Source organism: Sulfitobacter sp. G21635-S1 (assembly GCF_027213915.1).
GTDB lineage: Bacteria > Pseudomonadota > Alphaproteobacteria > Rhodobacterales > Rhodobacteraceae > Sulfitobacter.
Genome location: NZ_JAPWGV010000003.1, coordinates 205,951 through 220,496, shown reverse-complemented (window position 1 = coordinate 220,496; position 14,546 = coordinate 205,951). Strand labels below are relative to the sequence as shown.

The window sequence follows — 14,546 nt, the reverse complement described above, 5'->3', positions numbered from 1 at the left end:
GGTCATCCAAGCTGCCAGACCGGAACAACCGGCCCGGCTGCAGCCTTACATGAAGCTGTCGGGCGCTTCGGACTTCTTGCGCGCCACATAGGCATCCAGCGCTTCGCGGATCGCCGGGTCCAGCGCGGGCTGCTGGTAATCCGCCAGCATCTTCTCCACCCGGATCGTGGCCAGCTGCGTGGTGTCGCGCGCGCCTTCGTCTTCCCATGTCTCGAAGGGCTTGTAGTCCAGCAGATCGGATTTCCAGAAGGCCGATTTGAAGTTGGCCTGCGTATGCGCGCAGCCCAGGTAATGCCCGCCGGGGCCAACCTCGCGGATCGCATCCATCGCCTGGCCGTTCTCGTCCATGGAGACGCCCTTGGCAAAATGGTGCAGAATGCCCAGCTGATCCGCATCCATCACGAATTTCTCGAAGGAGGCCACAAGCCCCCCCTCCAGCCAGCCGCAGGAGTGCAACATGAAGTTCACTCCGGACAGCAGGCCCATGTTCAGGCTGTTCGCCGTCTCATAGGCGGCCTGCGCGTCAGGCAGTTTCGACCCGCAGAAGGACCCCGCAGAGCGGTAGGGCAGGTTCAGCCGCCGGGCAAGCTGCCCCGCGCCATAGGTGATATGCGCAGCCTCCGGCGTGCCGAAGGTGGGCGCGCCGGAGTTCATGTCGATCGAGGTCACGAAGGCCCCCATGACAATCGGCGCACCGGCACGGCACAACTGGCTGTAGGCGACACCGGCCAGGGTTTCCGCCAGCACCTGCGTCAGAGTCCCGGCCACGGTTGTCGGCGCCATCGCACCGCCCACGATGAAGGGCGAGATGATGCAGGCCTGGTTGTTCTCGGCATAGACCTTGAGCGCGCCCATCATCACATCGTCGAAGGTCATCGGCGAGTTGATGTTGATCAGCGAGGTCATCACCGTGTTCTGCTGAACGAAATCCTCACCAAAGAGCAGCCCGCACATATCCACCGAATCCTGCGCGCGGCTGGGTTCGGTCACCGATCCCATGAAGGGCTTGTCGCTCAGCGTCATATGGGCGTGCAGCATGTCCAGGTGCCGCTTGTTGACGGGAATATCCGTCGGCTCGCAGACCGTGCCGCCCGAATGGTGCAGCCACTTGGACATATAGGCCAGTTTCACGAACTTGTTGAAATCCGCCATGGTGGCATAGCGCCGTCCGCCGGCCGCATCGCGCACGAAGGGCGGGCCATAGACCGGTGCCAGCACCAGATTGCGGCCCCCGACCTCGACATTGCGCTCGGGGTTGCGGGCATGCTGGGTAAAGCTGGACGGTGCCGTGGCACAGAGCTTGCGGGCCAGACCTTTGGGGATATGCACCCGTTCGCCGCGCACATCCGCACCCGCATCGCGCCACATCTGCAGGGCTTCGGGATTTTCGGGGAAATTGACACCCACTTCTTCGAGGATGATATCCGCGTTGCGTTCGATGATCTGCAGCGCTTCCTCGTTCAACACTTCGAAGTTTGGAATGTTGCGTTCGATAAAGCGCGCGGTTTCGAAAGAGACCGCCGTGCGCTCCGCCCGGCGCGCTGCACCGCCGCCACCCCGTGTCCGTCCGCGCCGTGCTGATTCCGCCATGATATGACCCTTACTCAGAAATTTCCTTCTCCTAACGTATCCCCCCGCCCCAATTCGCGCGATTTCCGCCGCCGGGGGGAGAAAAACGACATCCTCCCGACGCCCCCATGCTGTTTTTGACCAAAATAATCCAAAGCGCCGGGGCCGCGCCCCAGTCCGACACTTGCCACGCCGCGAAACCCTGCCTAATCAATGGCCATGACAGAACTCATCTCCCCCGCCGCCCACGACCGCCTGCTGATCATAGATTTCGGCAGCCAGGTCACCCAGTTGATCGCCCGCCGCCTGCGCGAGCTCAGCGTTTTCTGCGAAATTCACCCGTTCAACACGGTGGACGACGCCTTTCTGAAGGAATTCGCCCCCAAGGCGGTGATCCTCTCGGGCGGCCCCTCCTCCGTCTTTGCCGAAGGCGCGCCGATGCCGCCGCAATCGGTCTTTGATCTGGGCGTGCCGATTCTGGGGATCTGCTATGGCCAGCAGGTGATGATGCATTGCCTCGGCGGTCAGGTCGAACGCGGCCACGGCACCGCCGAATTCGGCCGCGCCTTTGTCAAACCCACCGGCCAGGCGCTCGACCTGCTGCAGGGATGGTTCGCCACCGACCGCGAGCAGGTCTGGATGAGCCATGGCGACCACGTGAGCAAGATCGCACCGGGGTTCGAGGTCTATGGCACCTCGCCCAACGCGCCCTTTGCCATCACCGGCGACCCGTCGCGTCATTTCTACGCCGTGCAATTCCATCCGGAGGTGCATCACACCCCCAACGGCGCCAGGCTTTACGAGAATTTCGTGCGGCTTGCGGGCTTCAAGGGCGACTGGACCATGCGCGCCTACCGTGAGGAAGCGGTGGCAGCGATCCGCGAACAGGTCGGCGACAAGAAGGTGATCTGCGCCCTCTCCGGCGGGGTCGATTCCTCGGTCGCGGCGGCGCTGATCCACGAGGCGGTGGGCGACCAGCTTACCTGCGTCTTTGTCGACCACGGGTTGCTGCGCAAGAACGAGGCCGAAGAGGTCGTGGGCATGTTCCGCGACCACATGAACCTGCATGTCATCCACGCCGACGAGGTGGACCTGTTCCTGGGCGAGCTGGACGGTGTCAGCGACCCCGAAACCAAGCGCAAGATCATCGGCAGGCTGTTCATCGACGTCTTCCAGAAATACGCCAACCAGATCGAGGGGGCGGAGTTCCTCGCACAGGGTACGCTTTACCCCGATGTGATTGAATCCGTGTCCTTTTCCGGCGGCCCCTCCGTCACGATCAAGAGCCATCACAATGTCGGCGGCCTGCCCGAGAAGATGGGCCTGAAACTGGTCGAACCGCTGCGCGAATTGTTCAAGGACGAGGTCCGCGCGCTGGGAACCGAACTGGGCCTGCCCGCGCATTTCATCGGCCGTCACCCCTTCCCCGGGCCGGGTCTCGCGATCCGCTGCCCCGGCGAGATCACCCGCCAGAAACTCGACATCCTGCGCGAGGCGGATGCCGTCTATATCGACCAGATCCGCAAGCACGGGCTTTATGACGAGATCTGGCAGGCCTTTGTCGCAATCCTGCCGGTGCGCACCGTGGGCGTGATGGGCGACGGGCGCACCTATGATTTCGCCTGCGCCCTGCGCGCGGTGACCTCCGTAGACGGGATGACGGCGGATTACTATCCGTTCAGCCACGAATTCCTGGGCGAAACCGCCACCCGCATCATCAACGAGGTGCCGGGCATCAACCGGGTCACCTATGACATCACCTCGAAACCTCCGGGCACGATCGAGTGGGAGTGATCAGTCAATGACCCCCGCCCGCCCGTGACCGATAACACCGTCATCCCCCCGATCAACCAGACCCTGCGCGCCGCATTCTGGATGATCGGTGCCATCACCTCCTTCACGGCGATGGCCATGGCCGGGCGCAAGCTGGGGGCCGATTACGATACTTTCGAGATCATGCTCTACCGCTCGGCCTTCGGTTTTGTCGTCGTGGCCGGCCTGGCCTGTGCCCTTGGCACCTGGCGCGAGATCAACACCAATGCCCTGGGGCTGCAAACCCTGCGCAATCTGGTGCATTTCACCGGCCAGAACCTCTGGTTCTTTGCGGTGACGGTGATCCCGCTGGCGCAGGTCTTTGCCTTTGAATTCACCACACCGCTCTGGGTGATCGTGCTCTCCCCCTTTCTGCTGGGCGAGCGGCTGACCAGGGTCCGCTCCATCTCGGCGCTGATGGGGTTCATCGGCATCCTGATCGTGGCGCGCCCCACTGTTGCGGGGATGAACGCAGGGGTGCTGGCCGCCGCCGGCTGTGCCGTCTTTTTCGCGCTGACCTTCATCACCACCAAGAAACTGACCGCCCGGCAAAGCATCACCGCGATCATGTTCTACCTGACATTGCTGCAGCTGATCTTCGGGCTGATCACCGCAGGCTTTGACGGCGATATCGCCCTGCCCACATTGTCCAGCGCCCCGTTGCTGGCGCTGGTCGGGGTCTGCGGGCTGCTGGCGCATTTCTGCATCGCCAATGCCCTCCGGCTGGCCCCGGCCGCGGTGGTGTCACCCATCGACTTTGCCCGCCTGCCGGTGATCGCCATCCTTGCCATGCTGGTCTATGGCGAAACCGTGGACCTGTGGGTATTTGTCGGTGCGATCATCATCTTTGCCGGGAATTACCTGAACATCTGGGTCGAGACCCGGCAGAAAACCGCATGATCCGGGTCGCGGTGCGCAGCCCGGCCAATTAGGTCACCCCCATGAGCCCGCAAAAATCAATCACCCCCCGCGCCTGGACCGAGATGCTGCTGCTGGCGGCGATCTGGGGCGCGTCCTTTGTCTCCATACGGATGGCGCTTGATGAAATCGGGCCACTCTGGGCCGTGGCCCACCGGGTTGGCTGGGCGGCGGTGGCGCTCTGGGGGGCGGTGCTGGTCATGGGCCTGAGGGTGCCCCGCGATCCGCGCATCTGGGGTGCCTTTCTGGTCATGGGGTTGCTGAACAATGTGATTCCCTTCGGGCTGATGGCCTGGGGCCAGTTGCACATTGAAAGCGGCCTGACCTCGATTCTCAATGCCGCCACCGCGATCTTTGGCGTGATCGCGGCGGCAATCTTCTTTGCGGATGAGCGGATCACCCTGCGCAAGGCTATCGGCGTCCTTCTGGGTTTTGCCGGCGTGGCCACCGCCATCGGGCTGGAGAACCTGGCGCAGTTCGACCTGCGGTCGCTGGCGCAGCTGGCGGTGATCGGCGGCACGGTGTCTTATGCGCTTGCCTCCGTCTGGGCGCGCAAGACATTATCGGGCCAGCCGCCGCAGGTGGCCGCGGCGGGGATGGTCACCGGCGCGACCCTGATCATGCTGCCCGCGGCCTGGATCCTCGAAGGGCCAATCGACCTCTCGCTTGCCCCCCGCACCTGGGCCGCCATCGGCTATTACGCCTTGCTGGGCACAGCGCTGGCCTATCTGCTCTATTACCGTGTCCTGGGCATGGCGGGCAGCGGCAACCTGATGCTGGTCACGCTGCTGATCCCGCCCTTTGCGATTCTGCTGGGGGCGCTGGTGCTGGGTGAAACGCTGCGCCCGGCGGCCTATGCAGGTTTTGCACTGCTGGCGGCGGGGCTGCTGATCCTGAACGGCCGCATCTGGCGTCCGCGCCGCCGCTCCGCTAGACAGGGGGCGACATCAACCTGACGGACCTGCCCCATGCTATACCCCACTGCCCAGGACTGGCGCGCCGCGCCGCGCCGCAAAGTGCTTGTCTTCGGCATGTCGGGACTGGGGAAAACCCATCTGAGCGGGCTGTTGCGGGCCTCTGGCGGCTGGTTCCACTATTCCATCGACTACCGCATCGGCACCCGCTACCTGGGCGAGGCGATTGTCGACAACGCCAAGTCCGAAGCGATGAAAGTGCCCTTTCTGCGCGATCTGCTGATGACAGACAGCATCTATATCGCCTCCAACATCACCTTCGAGAACCTCAGCCCGGTTGCCACCTGGCTGGGCAAGCCCGGATCGCCGGACAAGGGCGGCCTGCCAATGGCGGAATATGCCACCCGGCAGGAAGCCTTCCGCCTGGCCGAGATCGCCGCGCTGAACGACACGCCGCATTTCGCCCGGCGCGCCAAGGCGCTTTATGGCTACGACCATTTCATCTGCGACACCGGCGGGTCGATCTGCGAATGGGTGGATCCGGAAAACCCGAAGGACCCGCTGCTGAAAACCCTGTCGGAGGAATGCCTGCTGGTCTGGATCAAGGGGGATGAGGCCCACACCCAGGAGCTGATCCGCCGCTTTGACCGCGCGCCGAAACCGATGGCCTATCAGCCCGCTTTCCTTGAACGGGTCTGGAAGGATTATCTGAGCGAAAACAAGGTGTCAGAGGATGAAGTTGATCCTGATGCCTTTGTCCGCTGGACCTATGCGCAGGCCCTGTCGCACCGCCAGCCACGCTATGCCGCCATGGCGAAATGGGGCGTCACCATCACCCCCGACCAGATTGGCGCGCTGAAATGCGAAGCGGATTTCGTGGAGCTGATCGCCGGTTGTCTGGACTAGTCAGCGCCCAAAACACCCCTGCACCGCGCTGTTGATGCTCTCACCCGCACCGGACAGCGAAAACTGGACCAGCGATGCCCCATTCAGCGCCTCGACCCGCAGCCATGATCCCTCCTGCACCCCCTGCATAAAGGCATCGCCCGGCGGGATGTTCACGCTCAGGTCGCCACGGCTGCGGTCCAGCGGCACCAGATAGGCGACATCACCGATCACAAAACGGTATTGGCCCGCCGCCATCGGCAGAGCTGTCAGCGCAAAGAAACTGGCCTGCGGTGTGCAGAAATAATAGAAGCCATAGCCCTGCTCGGCATTCGCACCGGCAAAACGGTGCACCCCGTCGCTGGCCAGCCCGGCGCGCCATGCGGGCGCTGCAACTGACTGGCGCGGCGCCGCAGGCTGACCTGAACAAAGCGACACAACACATTGATTGTATTCAGCACTTGCCGGACCGGAGGAATCTGCAAGACAGCGCCAGACGCAGCGCTGAACATCCATGGGATCCTCCTCCTGCGCGGCAACGGCAAGCGGCGTGAACAGGCAGATCAGCAAGAGTGTCAGACGCATGGAAACCTCGGCACTTGGCGCAACAGAATGTCATGATGCGCGCGCGCGCGGAAAATGCAATGTCACATCAGCGGGTGCAGCCACCCCGCCCCCTTGGCAGCGCAGCCTGCCCGGTCTATCTAAGCCCTTCAATACACGGATCGCCAAGCCCATGCCCATCAAAATTCCCGCTACCCTGCCCGCCTATGACGTGCTGAGCCGCGAGGGCGTGATGCTGCTGGATGACGAATTGGCCGACCATCAGGACATTCGCCCGCTGAAGATCGCGCTGCTGAACCTGATGCCCAAGAAGATCCAGACAGAGAACCAGTTTGCCCGGCTGATCGGGGCCACGCCCCTGCAGATCGAATTCAGCCTGCTGCGCATGTCGGACCACCGCACGCGCAACACCGCCGCTGCGCATATGGAAAGCTTCTATCGCCCGGTGAGCGAGGTCTGGGACGAGAAATTCGACGGGCTGATCATCACCGGCGCCCCCATCGAACACATGGATTTCACCGACGTCACCTATTGGGACGAGCTGAAACGCGTGATGGACTGGACCCAGACCAACATTCATTCCACCTTCGGCGTCTGCTGGGGCGGGATGGCGATGATCAACCATTTCCACGGGGTCAGGAAACACATCCTTGAGGAAAAGGCCTTTGGCTGTTTCCGGCACCGCAACCTCGCCCCCGCCTCGCCCTATCTGCGCGGGTTTTCGGACGATTGCGTGGTGCCTGTCTCGCGCTGGACAGAGATGCGCCAGGACGAGGTTGATGCCCATCCCCAGCTGACCACCCTGCTGGCCAGCGACGAAGTCGGCCCCTGCCTGATCGAAGATCCGGGGCACCGCGCGCTCTATGTCTTCAACCACTTCGAATACGACAGCGATACGCTGAAACAGGAATACGACCGCGACGTGGCCTCCGGCACGCCGATCAACGTGCCCTGCAATTACTACCCCGATGACGATCCCACCCGTGCGCCGATGAACCGCTGGCGCAGCCATGCGCATCTGCTTTACGGCAACTGGATCAACGAGATCTATCAAAGCTGCCCCTATGATATTTCGCTGATCGGCACCTGAGCTGATGCGAACCGGCGTGTTTCTTGCCCTTGTCCTGCTGGCGGTGCTGATCGGTGTCGTCCAATGGCGCGCAGCCGCCCGTGAAGCCGCGGCAGAGGCCGCCACGCCGCCCGTCGGGCAGATCCTGAACATCGACGGGGTGCCGGTGCATGCGCTGGTGATGGGCGAAGGCCCCGATCTGGTGCTGATCCACGGGGCCAGCGGCAATCTGCGCGACTTTACCACGGGCTTTGCGGAGCAGCTGGCCGACCGCTACCGCGTGATCCTCTTTGACCGCCCCGGCATGGGCTGGACCGGCCGCCTGCCCGGATCGGGCGGTGCCTGGAACACCAGCGAAGAGACGCCGCAGGCCCAGGCCGCCTTGCTGCAGAAAGCGGCCGATGCGCTGGAGGTGCGCAACCCCATCGTGCTGGGCCATTCCTTTGGCGGGATCGTGGCCATCGCCTGGGGCCTGTCGCGCCCCGATGACACCGCCGCGCTGGTGCTGGCCGGTGCCGTGTCGGAACCCTGGCCCGGCGGGCTGGGCTGGACCTATACAGTCAACGGTTCGCTGCCGGGCGGTGCGCTCTTTGTGCCGATGGTCACCGCCTTTGTCCCGAAATCCTATGTGGAGGCCAGCATCAACGCCATCTTTGCCCCGCAAGAGGCCCCGGCGGGCTATGGCGATCATCTGGGCACCGGGCTGACCCTGCGCCGCACATCGCTGCGCGCCAATGCCCAGCAGGTCAATGCCCTGCGCCCGCATGTGGTTGAAATGCAAAAGCAATACGCCAGGCTGACCATGCCGATCGAGGCGGTGCACGGCGATGCCGATACCATCGTGCCCGCGCATATTCACGCTGAGGTGCTGATGGGCGACGTGCCCCGTGGCGCCTTGAAGATCCTGCCGGGTCAGGGCCACATGCTGCAGCATACCGCGCCCGGCGAACTTGTTGCCGCCATTGACCGGGCCGCAGCCCATGCGGGTTTGCGTTAATCCCCTTAACATCCCATATTGAAACCAAAGACCCTTTCAGGAGGCCCCATGGACCTGCCCTTTGACGGCGCGATCAGCGCCTTTTACGAGAATGAAGCGCCCGACCAGATCCGCAACGCGATCCGCCGGGCCGACAAGGGAGACGTGATCTCCGCCTCCTACCCCCATTCGGAGCGGCTGGCGCGCAAGGTCTATGAGCACGCCTTCGAAAAGCTGCAGATCGAACTGGTCAAGCTGCAATCCTGGGTCCGCGACAGCGGCACCCGGATCGTGATGGTCTTTGAGGGCCGCGATGCCGCCGGAAAAGGTGGCACAATCAACCGGATGCGCACCAATCTTAATCCACGTGCCGCCCGCGTCGTCGCCCTGTCGAAACCGACAGAGACGGAACAGGGCGAATGGTATTTCCAGCGCTATCTGCGCCATCTGCCCACTGCGGGAGAAATGGTTTTCTATGACCGTTCCTGGTACAACCGGGGCGTGGTCGAACCTGTCTTCGGGTTCTGCACGCCGGATCAGAACAGGCATTTCTTCAACCAGGTGCCGGATTTCGAAAAGATGCTGGTGGATGACGGCATCCATCTGTTCAAGTTCTGGCTGAACGTGGGCCGCGCCGAACAGCTGCGCCGCATGCTGGCGCGCGAAAGCGATCCGCTGAAGCAATGGAAGCTCAGCAGCATCGACGTCCAGGGGCTGGCCAAATGGGATGCCTATTCCGAGGCGATCAAGGACACGCTGACGCGCAGCCATACCGACCATGCGCCCTGGACCATCATCCGCTCTGACGACAAGCGCCGCGCACGGCTGAACGCCATGCGGGTGCTCTGCCATGCCTTTGATTATCCTCAGAAAGACGCACGCGCCATCGGTGCGATCGACCCGCTGATCTGCGGCGGTCCGGACCTCTGGGATGCCTAAGCGCGGCTATCACCACGGCAATCTCCGGCAGGCGCTGATTGACGCCGCACTAGAGCTGATCGAGGCGCGCGGCCCCACCGGCTTTACCCTGTCGGAGGCGGCCAAACAGGCGGGGGTGACCCCGGCGGCGGTCTATCGCCACTTCGATGGCCGCGAGGACCTGATCGCCGAAGCCGCCCGGCAGGGCTATGAGATTTTTGCCGATCTGATGGATTTTGCCTATCAATCCGGCCAGCCCTCCGCGCTCAGGGCGTTCGAGGCGACGGGCCGCGCCTATCTGGCCTTTGCCCGCAAATACCCCGGCCATTACATCGCGATGTTCGAAAGCGGCATCTCGGTGAACCGCACCCCGGAACTGGCCGCCGTGGCGGGGCGCGCCAATGCAGTGCTGGAACGCGCCGCCACCGACCTCAGCCAGCATATCCCCGAGGACAGACGCCCGCCCGCCTCCATGTTCTCGGCCCATATCTGGGCGATGAGCCATGGGGTGGTGGAACTTTTCGCCCGCAACTCCCCCGGCCGCGCCTCGCCCTTTCCGGCGGACGACCTGCTGGAAACCGGCATCGGCATCTACCTGCGGGGTCTGGGGCTGGTGCGCCCGGATGAGTGATGTTCCTGTTCAGGCGGATTCAAGGATCAACGCCTGCATCACCTCCGCCGCAATCTCAAAGGACCTCAGCCGCGCCGCATGGTCGTGGATTTGCCCGGTCAGGATCAGCTCGTCCGGCTGATGGCGCGCGATCAACCCGGCCAGCTGCGCGCGCACCGTCTCGCGGCTGCCGACGGCCGTCACCCGCAACGCCTGGTCCACGCCACGGCGCACCGCGGCACCGATCTCGGCGTCGATATCCGCCACCGGGCGCGGCAGCTTGCCGCGCTGGCCGGTGCGCATCCGGGCAAAGGCCTGCTGCATCGAGGTCCGCAGATAGGCCCCTTCCGCATCGGTCTCGGCGGCAAAGACATTCACCGCCAGCATGAACTGCGGCTTGTCCAGCTGCGCCGAGGGCTGGAACTGTTGCCGGTAGACCGCCACCGCCTGCTCCAGCGCATCGGGGGCAAAATGCGAGGCAAAGGCGTAAGGCAGCCCGAAATGCGCCGCCACCTGCGCGCCGTAGAGCGAAGACCCCAGGATCCAAAGCGGCACATGGGTGCCCTCGCCCGGCAGGGCGCGCACTGTCGCATGGGGCACAGGCGCGCCAAGATACCCCTGCAATTCGGCCACATCGCCCACGAAATCGTCGCTGCCCACCCGGCGCAGCGCCTGATAGACCGCCTGATCGCCCCCCGGCGCGCGCCCCAGGCCCAGGTCGATCCTGTCACCATAAAGCGTGGCCAGCGTGCCGAATTGTTCCGCAATCGCCAGCGGCGCATGGTTGGGCAGCATGATGCCCCCGGCGCCCACCCGCATGCTGCGGGTCACGCCGGCCACATGGCCGATCAGCACCGATGTCGCGGCAGAGGCGATGCCGGGCATGTTGTGATGCTCCGCCATCCAGTAGCGGTGATATCCCAGCGCCTCGGCCCGCTGCGCCAGTTCGGTGGTATTGCGCATCGCCTGCGCCGCATCGCTGCCTTCGGGGACAGGTGCCAGATCGAGAAGGGAATATTTCACGGCAATCTCCTTGTTGCTTCCCAAGATAGACAGCCGCGACCCGGGTAAAACCCTGCCGCTTTCTTTTTGGCAAAAAATATTCCCGGTGGGGGTCCGGGGGAGGCAGCGCCTCCCCCGGCGGTCGGCGCGCGCCAGCGCGTCGAAATCACTTGAAAAACCTCAGAAAACGAAAAAGGCCGCACCAGATGGCGCGGCCTTTCCCGAAAATTTGAACAGCAGCTTAACGCTTGGAGAACTGGAAGCTCTTACGCGCCTTGGCCTTGCCGTATTTCTTCCGCTCGACAACGCGGCTGTCACGGGTCAGGAAACCTGCCGCTTTCAGCGCGCCGCGCAGGGAGGGGTCATAAAGCTGCAGCGCCTTGGAGACACCGTGCTTGACCGCACCGGCCTGACCGGACAGACCGCCACCCTTGACGGTGGCGACCACGTCGAACTGGCCTTCGGTATTGGTGATGCCGAAAGGCTGCGCCAGGATCATCTGCAGCACGGGGCGCGCAAAATATTCGTTCTGCGGCTTGCCGTTGACGGTGACCTTGCCGGAACCGGGCTTGATCCAGACGCGGGCAACCGCATCTTTCCGCTTGCCGGTGGCATAGGCACGGCCCAATTCGTCACGCACGGGCTCACGCGGGGTCAGCTCAACTTCCGGTGCTGCGGCGATGCCTGCAACTTCGGCCAGATCTTCGAGTGTGTTGATTTCGTCAGCCATGCTCATGCGCTCCGGGTGTTTTTCTTGTTCATGGACTTCACGTCCAGAACGTCGGGGTTTTGCGCCTCGTGCGGGTGCTCGCCACCTGCATAGACGCGCAGGTTGGTCATGATCTGGCGGCTCAGGCGGTTGCCGGGCAGCATGCGCTTGACGGCCTGGGTCACGACCCGCTCGGGGTGCGCGCCTTCGAGGATCTGCGCCTTGGTGCGGCTCTTGATCCCGCCGGGGTGGCCGGTGTGCCAGTAGAAGTGCTCTTCACGCTTCTTGCCGGTCATCTGGATCTTCTCGGCATTGATGACGATGACATTGTCACCGCAATCCATGTGAGGGGTGAAGGACGGCTTGTGCTTGCCGCGCAGCCGCATGGCAACGATCGACGCAAGACGGCCCAGCACGACGCCTTCGGCGTCAATGATGATCCACTTCTTGTCGATGTCTGCCGGTGTTGCAGAGAAAGTTTTCATCGGAAATTCCCGTTTGGTGGTGAAAGCAGGGGCAAAGCACCCTGCCTGGTAACTGATGGGCGGGTTATAAACATCCCCCGCGCCCGGTCAAGCGACACTTTGTCCGATTTATCATTCAAAAACAGATACTTGAAATTAAGGTATTATTTTACCCCATCCCGCACCGGGTTCCGCACCCGGTTTGCGGCACAAGGTTCCCGTCTGCCCCTCTCCCGTGCTAAAGCTGCTCCTGTCGCGTCACAACAGGCTCTTCGATGTTTTCGCCCCCCGGCCCCCTTCTTGCCACCCTTGTCCTGCTGGTGCTGTCCACCGCCATCGGCATCCGCCCCGTGGTCAAGCTGATCCAGGTCTACGAGGCGCGCCACGAATTGCGCCCCGGTTCCGCCGGGCGCATCCGGTCGCTTGCGGGCTGGGCGGTGATTGCCTTCTGGCTGATGGCGACATGGTTTTTCGCCACCATCATCGGCGACTGGCATGTGACGGGCGATCTGGCGGGGGCGATAGACCGGTCCTGGCTGCGGCTGCGCATCCTGCTGGAAATCGCCGCCGCCCTGGGGGACAACGACTGATGCCGGGTGACAGCACCGAGCGGGTTGAAGCGGATCAGGCCGCGCTGTCCTGCGCCGCCTGTGGCGGGCATTGCATCTTTTCCCCGCTGAAAGGCCAGCTGGAATGCACCAGCTGCGGCACCGCCCAGGACGTCGAGACCCCCGAAGACGCCGATGCGGCGCGGGAATTCGCCTATGACCCCGAGGCGCCGGAGAACGACCCGCCCGAACTGACCCGCGAGCGCATCTATCAGTGCCGCAACTGCGGCGGTGCCGTCCTCTTTGTGGGCGCGGCCCTGTCCGAACATTGCCCCTATTGCAATGGCCCGGTTGTGCTGGGGACCGGGGATGCCGGCTATCGGACCAAGGCGCTGATCCCGTTTCGGGCCGATCACGGTTTTGCCCGCCGCCAGATGCAGGCCTGGGTCGGCAAAAGACTGGCCGCGCCAGGCAGCCTGCCCGCGCTGCTGGAAGACGCACGGCTGGCCGGGCTTTATGCGCCCTTCTGGACCTTCGACAGTCACGAGGCCCTGCGGTACTGGGCCAAATACACCACCGGCACCGGCGACAAACGCCGCACCCACAAGACCTCCGGGGCGCTGCAGATCGCCTTTGACGACCTGCTGATGCCCGCCTCGCCCCATGTCACGCCGCTGATCCGCGACGGCATTCTGCATGATTTCGATCCCGGATCGCTCCGGCCTTTTCATGCGGGCTATCTGGCGGGATTTGCAGCCGAGCGCCATCACCAGAGCGTCGCACAGGGGCTTGCCGCCAATGCCCCCGACAAGAAACTGCTGATCCGAAACCGGATCAGGCATCACATCAACAAATCCGGCGTTCACGACATCCGTTATCAGACCGATACCACCGGCATCCACTACCGCCGCATCCTGCTGCCGGTCTGGATCGCGCATTACAACTATGGCGGCAAACCCATGAAGGTGGTCGTCTCGGGCATCGACGGGCGCACCTTTGGCGAACGCCCCTTTTCGAAATGGAAACTGGCCGCCTATGCCGCGGGCCTGTCGGCCATGGCAATTGCGCTGGGGCTGGCCTGGGGTGCCGGCGGGCTGCTCTGACGCCGGTCGATTTCATCACCTGGGCGATTGAAAACCCCGGCCCGCTGCCCTATATCTGGAGTGTTCTTCGGAACTATGGACATAAACGCGCTCGTAATAAGCGGATCGGACCCGGGGGCGGTACCCGGCGACTCCACCAATATCCTTCATTTGGGGATCATGGGGTCGAAACAGGATCGACGAACGTCTAAAGGGGTTTTGCTTTGTCTCGGCTGACTGCCACCGTTATCGGCGTAAAAAGTACAATTGCAAATGACAATAGTGCTCCAGTAGCAATGGCCGCGTAAGCGACCGGAGAGACTGAAATCTAAGTCCTTGGGTTTAGCGACTTAAGGCGGGGTTCGCAGGCACCTGGCAACAGAAGCCTGCACTTTCCCCCACCTCGATGGCCGCAATGCGATGCGGATCAGCACCAGGGCGGTCTGCCCTTTTTGTCAGATGCACTGCCTATGACCCGGTGATCCGGGCCGAATCCGCCGCCCCGG

The 14,546-nt window shown here is 63.4% G+C and carries 15 protein-coding genes and 1 other RNA gene; 11 read left to right on the top strand and 5 right to left on the bottom strand.

What is annotated here, in order from left to right; genetic code table 11:
• Nucleotides 1–45: 45 nt before the first annotated feature.
• Complete coding sequence (locus O4H53_RS05155; protein ID WP_269361847.1) at nt 46–1,590, bottom strand: trimethylamine methyltransferase family protein; 1,545 nt, start codon at nt 1,588–1,590, stop codon at nt 46–48.
• Between the two features lie 198 nt (nt 1,591–1,788).
• Between O4H53_RS05155 and guaA the strand changes: the two genes are divergently transcribed.
• Genes guaA through O4H53_RS05135 form a run of 4 tightly spaced genes read left to right on the top strand, consistent with a single transcriptional unit; the run spans nt 1,789 to nt 6,119 of the window.
• Nucleotides 1,789–3,363, top strand: a complete 1,575-nt coding sequence (gene guaA / locus O4H53_RS05150) for a glutamine-hydrolyzing GMP synthase (RefSeq protein WP_269361845.1) — start codon at nt 1,789–1,791, stop codon at nt 3,361–3,363.
• 51 nt (nt 3,364–3,414) lie between these two features.
• A complete protein-coding gene (locus tag O4H53_RS05145) occupies nt 3,415–4,281 on the top strand; it encodes a DMT family transporter (protein WP_269362080.1) in 867 nt (288 codons plus the stop codon).
• Nucleotides 4,282–4,322: 41 nt separating this feature from the next.
• Nucleotides 4,323–5,255 carry a DMT family transporter gene (locus O4H53_RS05140; protein WP_269361843.1) on the top strand — a complete coding sequence of 311 codons (933 nt, stop codon included), beginning with the start codon at nt 4,323–4,325 and terminating at the stop codon, nt 5,253–5,255.
• 12 nt (nt 5,256–5,267) lie between these two features.
• Nucleotides 5,268–6,119, top strand: a complete 852-nt coding sequence (locus O4H53_RS05135; protein WP_269361841.1) for an ATPase — start codon at nt 5,268–5,270, stop codon at nt 6,117–6,119.
• Here the strand turns inward: O4H53_RS05135 and O4H53_RS05130 are convergent, their stop codons facing one another.
• Nucleotides 6,120–6,683 carry a hypothetical protein gene (locus O4H53_RS05130; RefSeq protein ID WP_269361839.1) on the bottom strand — a complete coding sequence of 188 codons (564 nt, stop codon included), beginning with the start codon at nt 6,681–6,683 and terminating at the stop codon, nt 6,120–6,122.
• A 151-nt stretch (nt 6,684–6,834) separates the two neighbouring features.
• Here O4H53_RS05130 and metA point away from each other — a divergent pair, with 151 nt between their 5' ends.
• From metA to O4H53_RS05110, 4 genes are read left to right on the top strand one after another with little or no spacing between them, the layout of a single operon-like run.
• Nucleotides 6,835–7,752, top strand: a complete 918-nt coding sequence (metA, locus tag O4H53_RS05125) for a homoserine O-acetyltransferase MetA (RefSeq protein WP_269361837.1) — start codon at nt 6,835–6,837, stop codon at nt 7,750–7,752.
• A 4-nt stretch (nt 7,753–7,756) separates the two neighbouring features.
• On the top strand, nt 7,757–8,728 hold the full coding sequence (locus O4H53_RS05120; RefSeq protein WP_269361834.1) for an alpha/beta fold hydrolase: 972 nt from the start codon (nt 7,757–7,759) through the stop codon (nt 8,726–8,728).
• A 48-nt stretch (nt 8,729–8,776) separates the two neighbouring features.
• On the top strand, nt 8,777–9,646 hold the full coding sequence (ppk2, locus tag O4H53_RS05115) for a polyphosphate kinase 2 (protein WP_269361832.1): 870 nt from the start codon (nt 8,777–8,779) through the stop codon (nt 9,644–9,646).
• Nucleotides 9,639–10,256, top strand: a complete 618-nt coding sequence (locus tag O4H53_RS05110; RefSeq protein WP_114277294.1) for a TetR/AcrR family transcriptional regulator — start codon at nt 9,639–9,641, stop codon at nt 10,254–10,256. The genes ppk2 and O4H53_RS05110 overlap by 8 nt, the downstream gene beginning before the upstream one ends.
• A gap of 9 nt (nt 10,257–10,265) precedes the next feature.
• Here O4H53_RS05110 and O4H53_RS05105 read toward each other — a convergent pair whose 3' ends face one another.
• From O4H53_RS05105 to rplM, 3 genes are all read right to left on the bottom strand, one after another.
• A complete protein-coding gene (locus O4H53_RS05105; protein ID WP_269361828.1) occupies nt 10,266–11,258 on the bottom strand; it encodes an LLM class flavin-dependent oxidoreductase in 993 nt (330 codons plus the stop codon).
• 220 nt (nt 11,259–11,478) lie between these two features.
• Entirely contained in the window at nt 11,479–11,967 is a 489-nt protein-coding gene (rpsI, locus tag O4H53_RS05100) for a 30S ribosomal protein S9 (protein ID WP_269361826.1), read from the bottom strand.
• Between the two features lie 2 nt (nt 11,968–11,969).
• Entirely contained in the window at nt 11,970–12,431 is a 462-nt protein-coding gene (gene rplM, locus O4H53_RS05095) for a 50S ribosomal protein L13 (protein ID WP_114277296.1), read from the bottom strand.
• A gap of 254 nt (nt 12,432–12,685) precedes the next feature.
• On the opposite strand from rplM, the gene O4H53_RS05090 reads away from it, so the two are divergent.
• The 3 genes from O4H53_RS05090 to ssrA all read left to right on the top strand — a co-directional run bounded on the left by O4H53_RS05090 (nt 12,686) and on the right by ssrA (nt 14,433).
• Nucleotides 12,686–13,000 carry a hypothetical protein gene (locus O4H53_RS05090; protein WP_269361823.1) on the top strand — a complete coding sequence of 105 codons (315 nt, stop codon included), beginning with the start codon at nt 12,686–12,688 and terminating at the stop codon, nt 12,998–13,000.
• Nucleotides 13,000–14,061 (top strand): hypothetical protein, encoded by a 1,062-nt coding sequence (locus O4H53_RS05085; protein WP_269361821.1) that lies wholly within the window; start codon nt 13,000–13,002, stop codon nt 14,059–14,061. Before O4H53_RS05090 ends, O4H53_RS05085 begins: the two co-directional genes overlap by 1 nt.
• Nucleotides 14,062–14,084: 23 nt before the next feature.
• Nucleotides 14,085–14,433: a transfer-messenger RNA gene (gene ssrA / locus O4H53_RS05080) on the top strand.
• Nucleotides 14,434–14,546 lie beyond the last annotated feature (113 nt).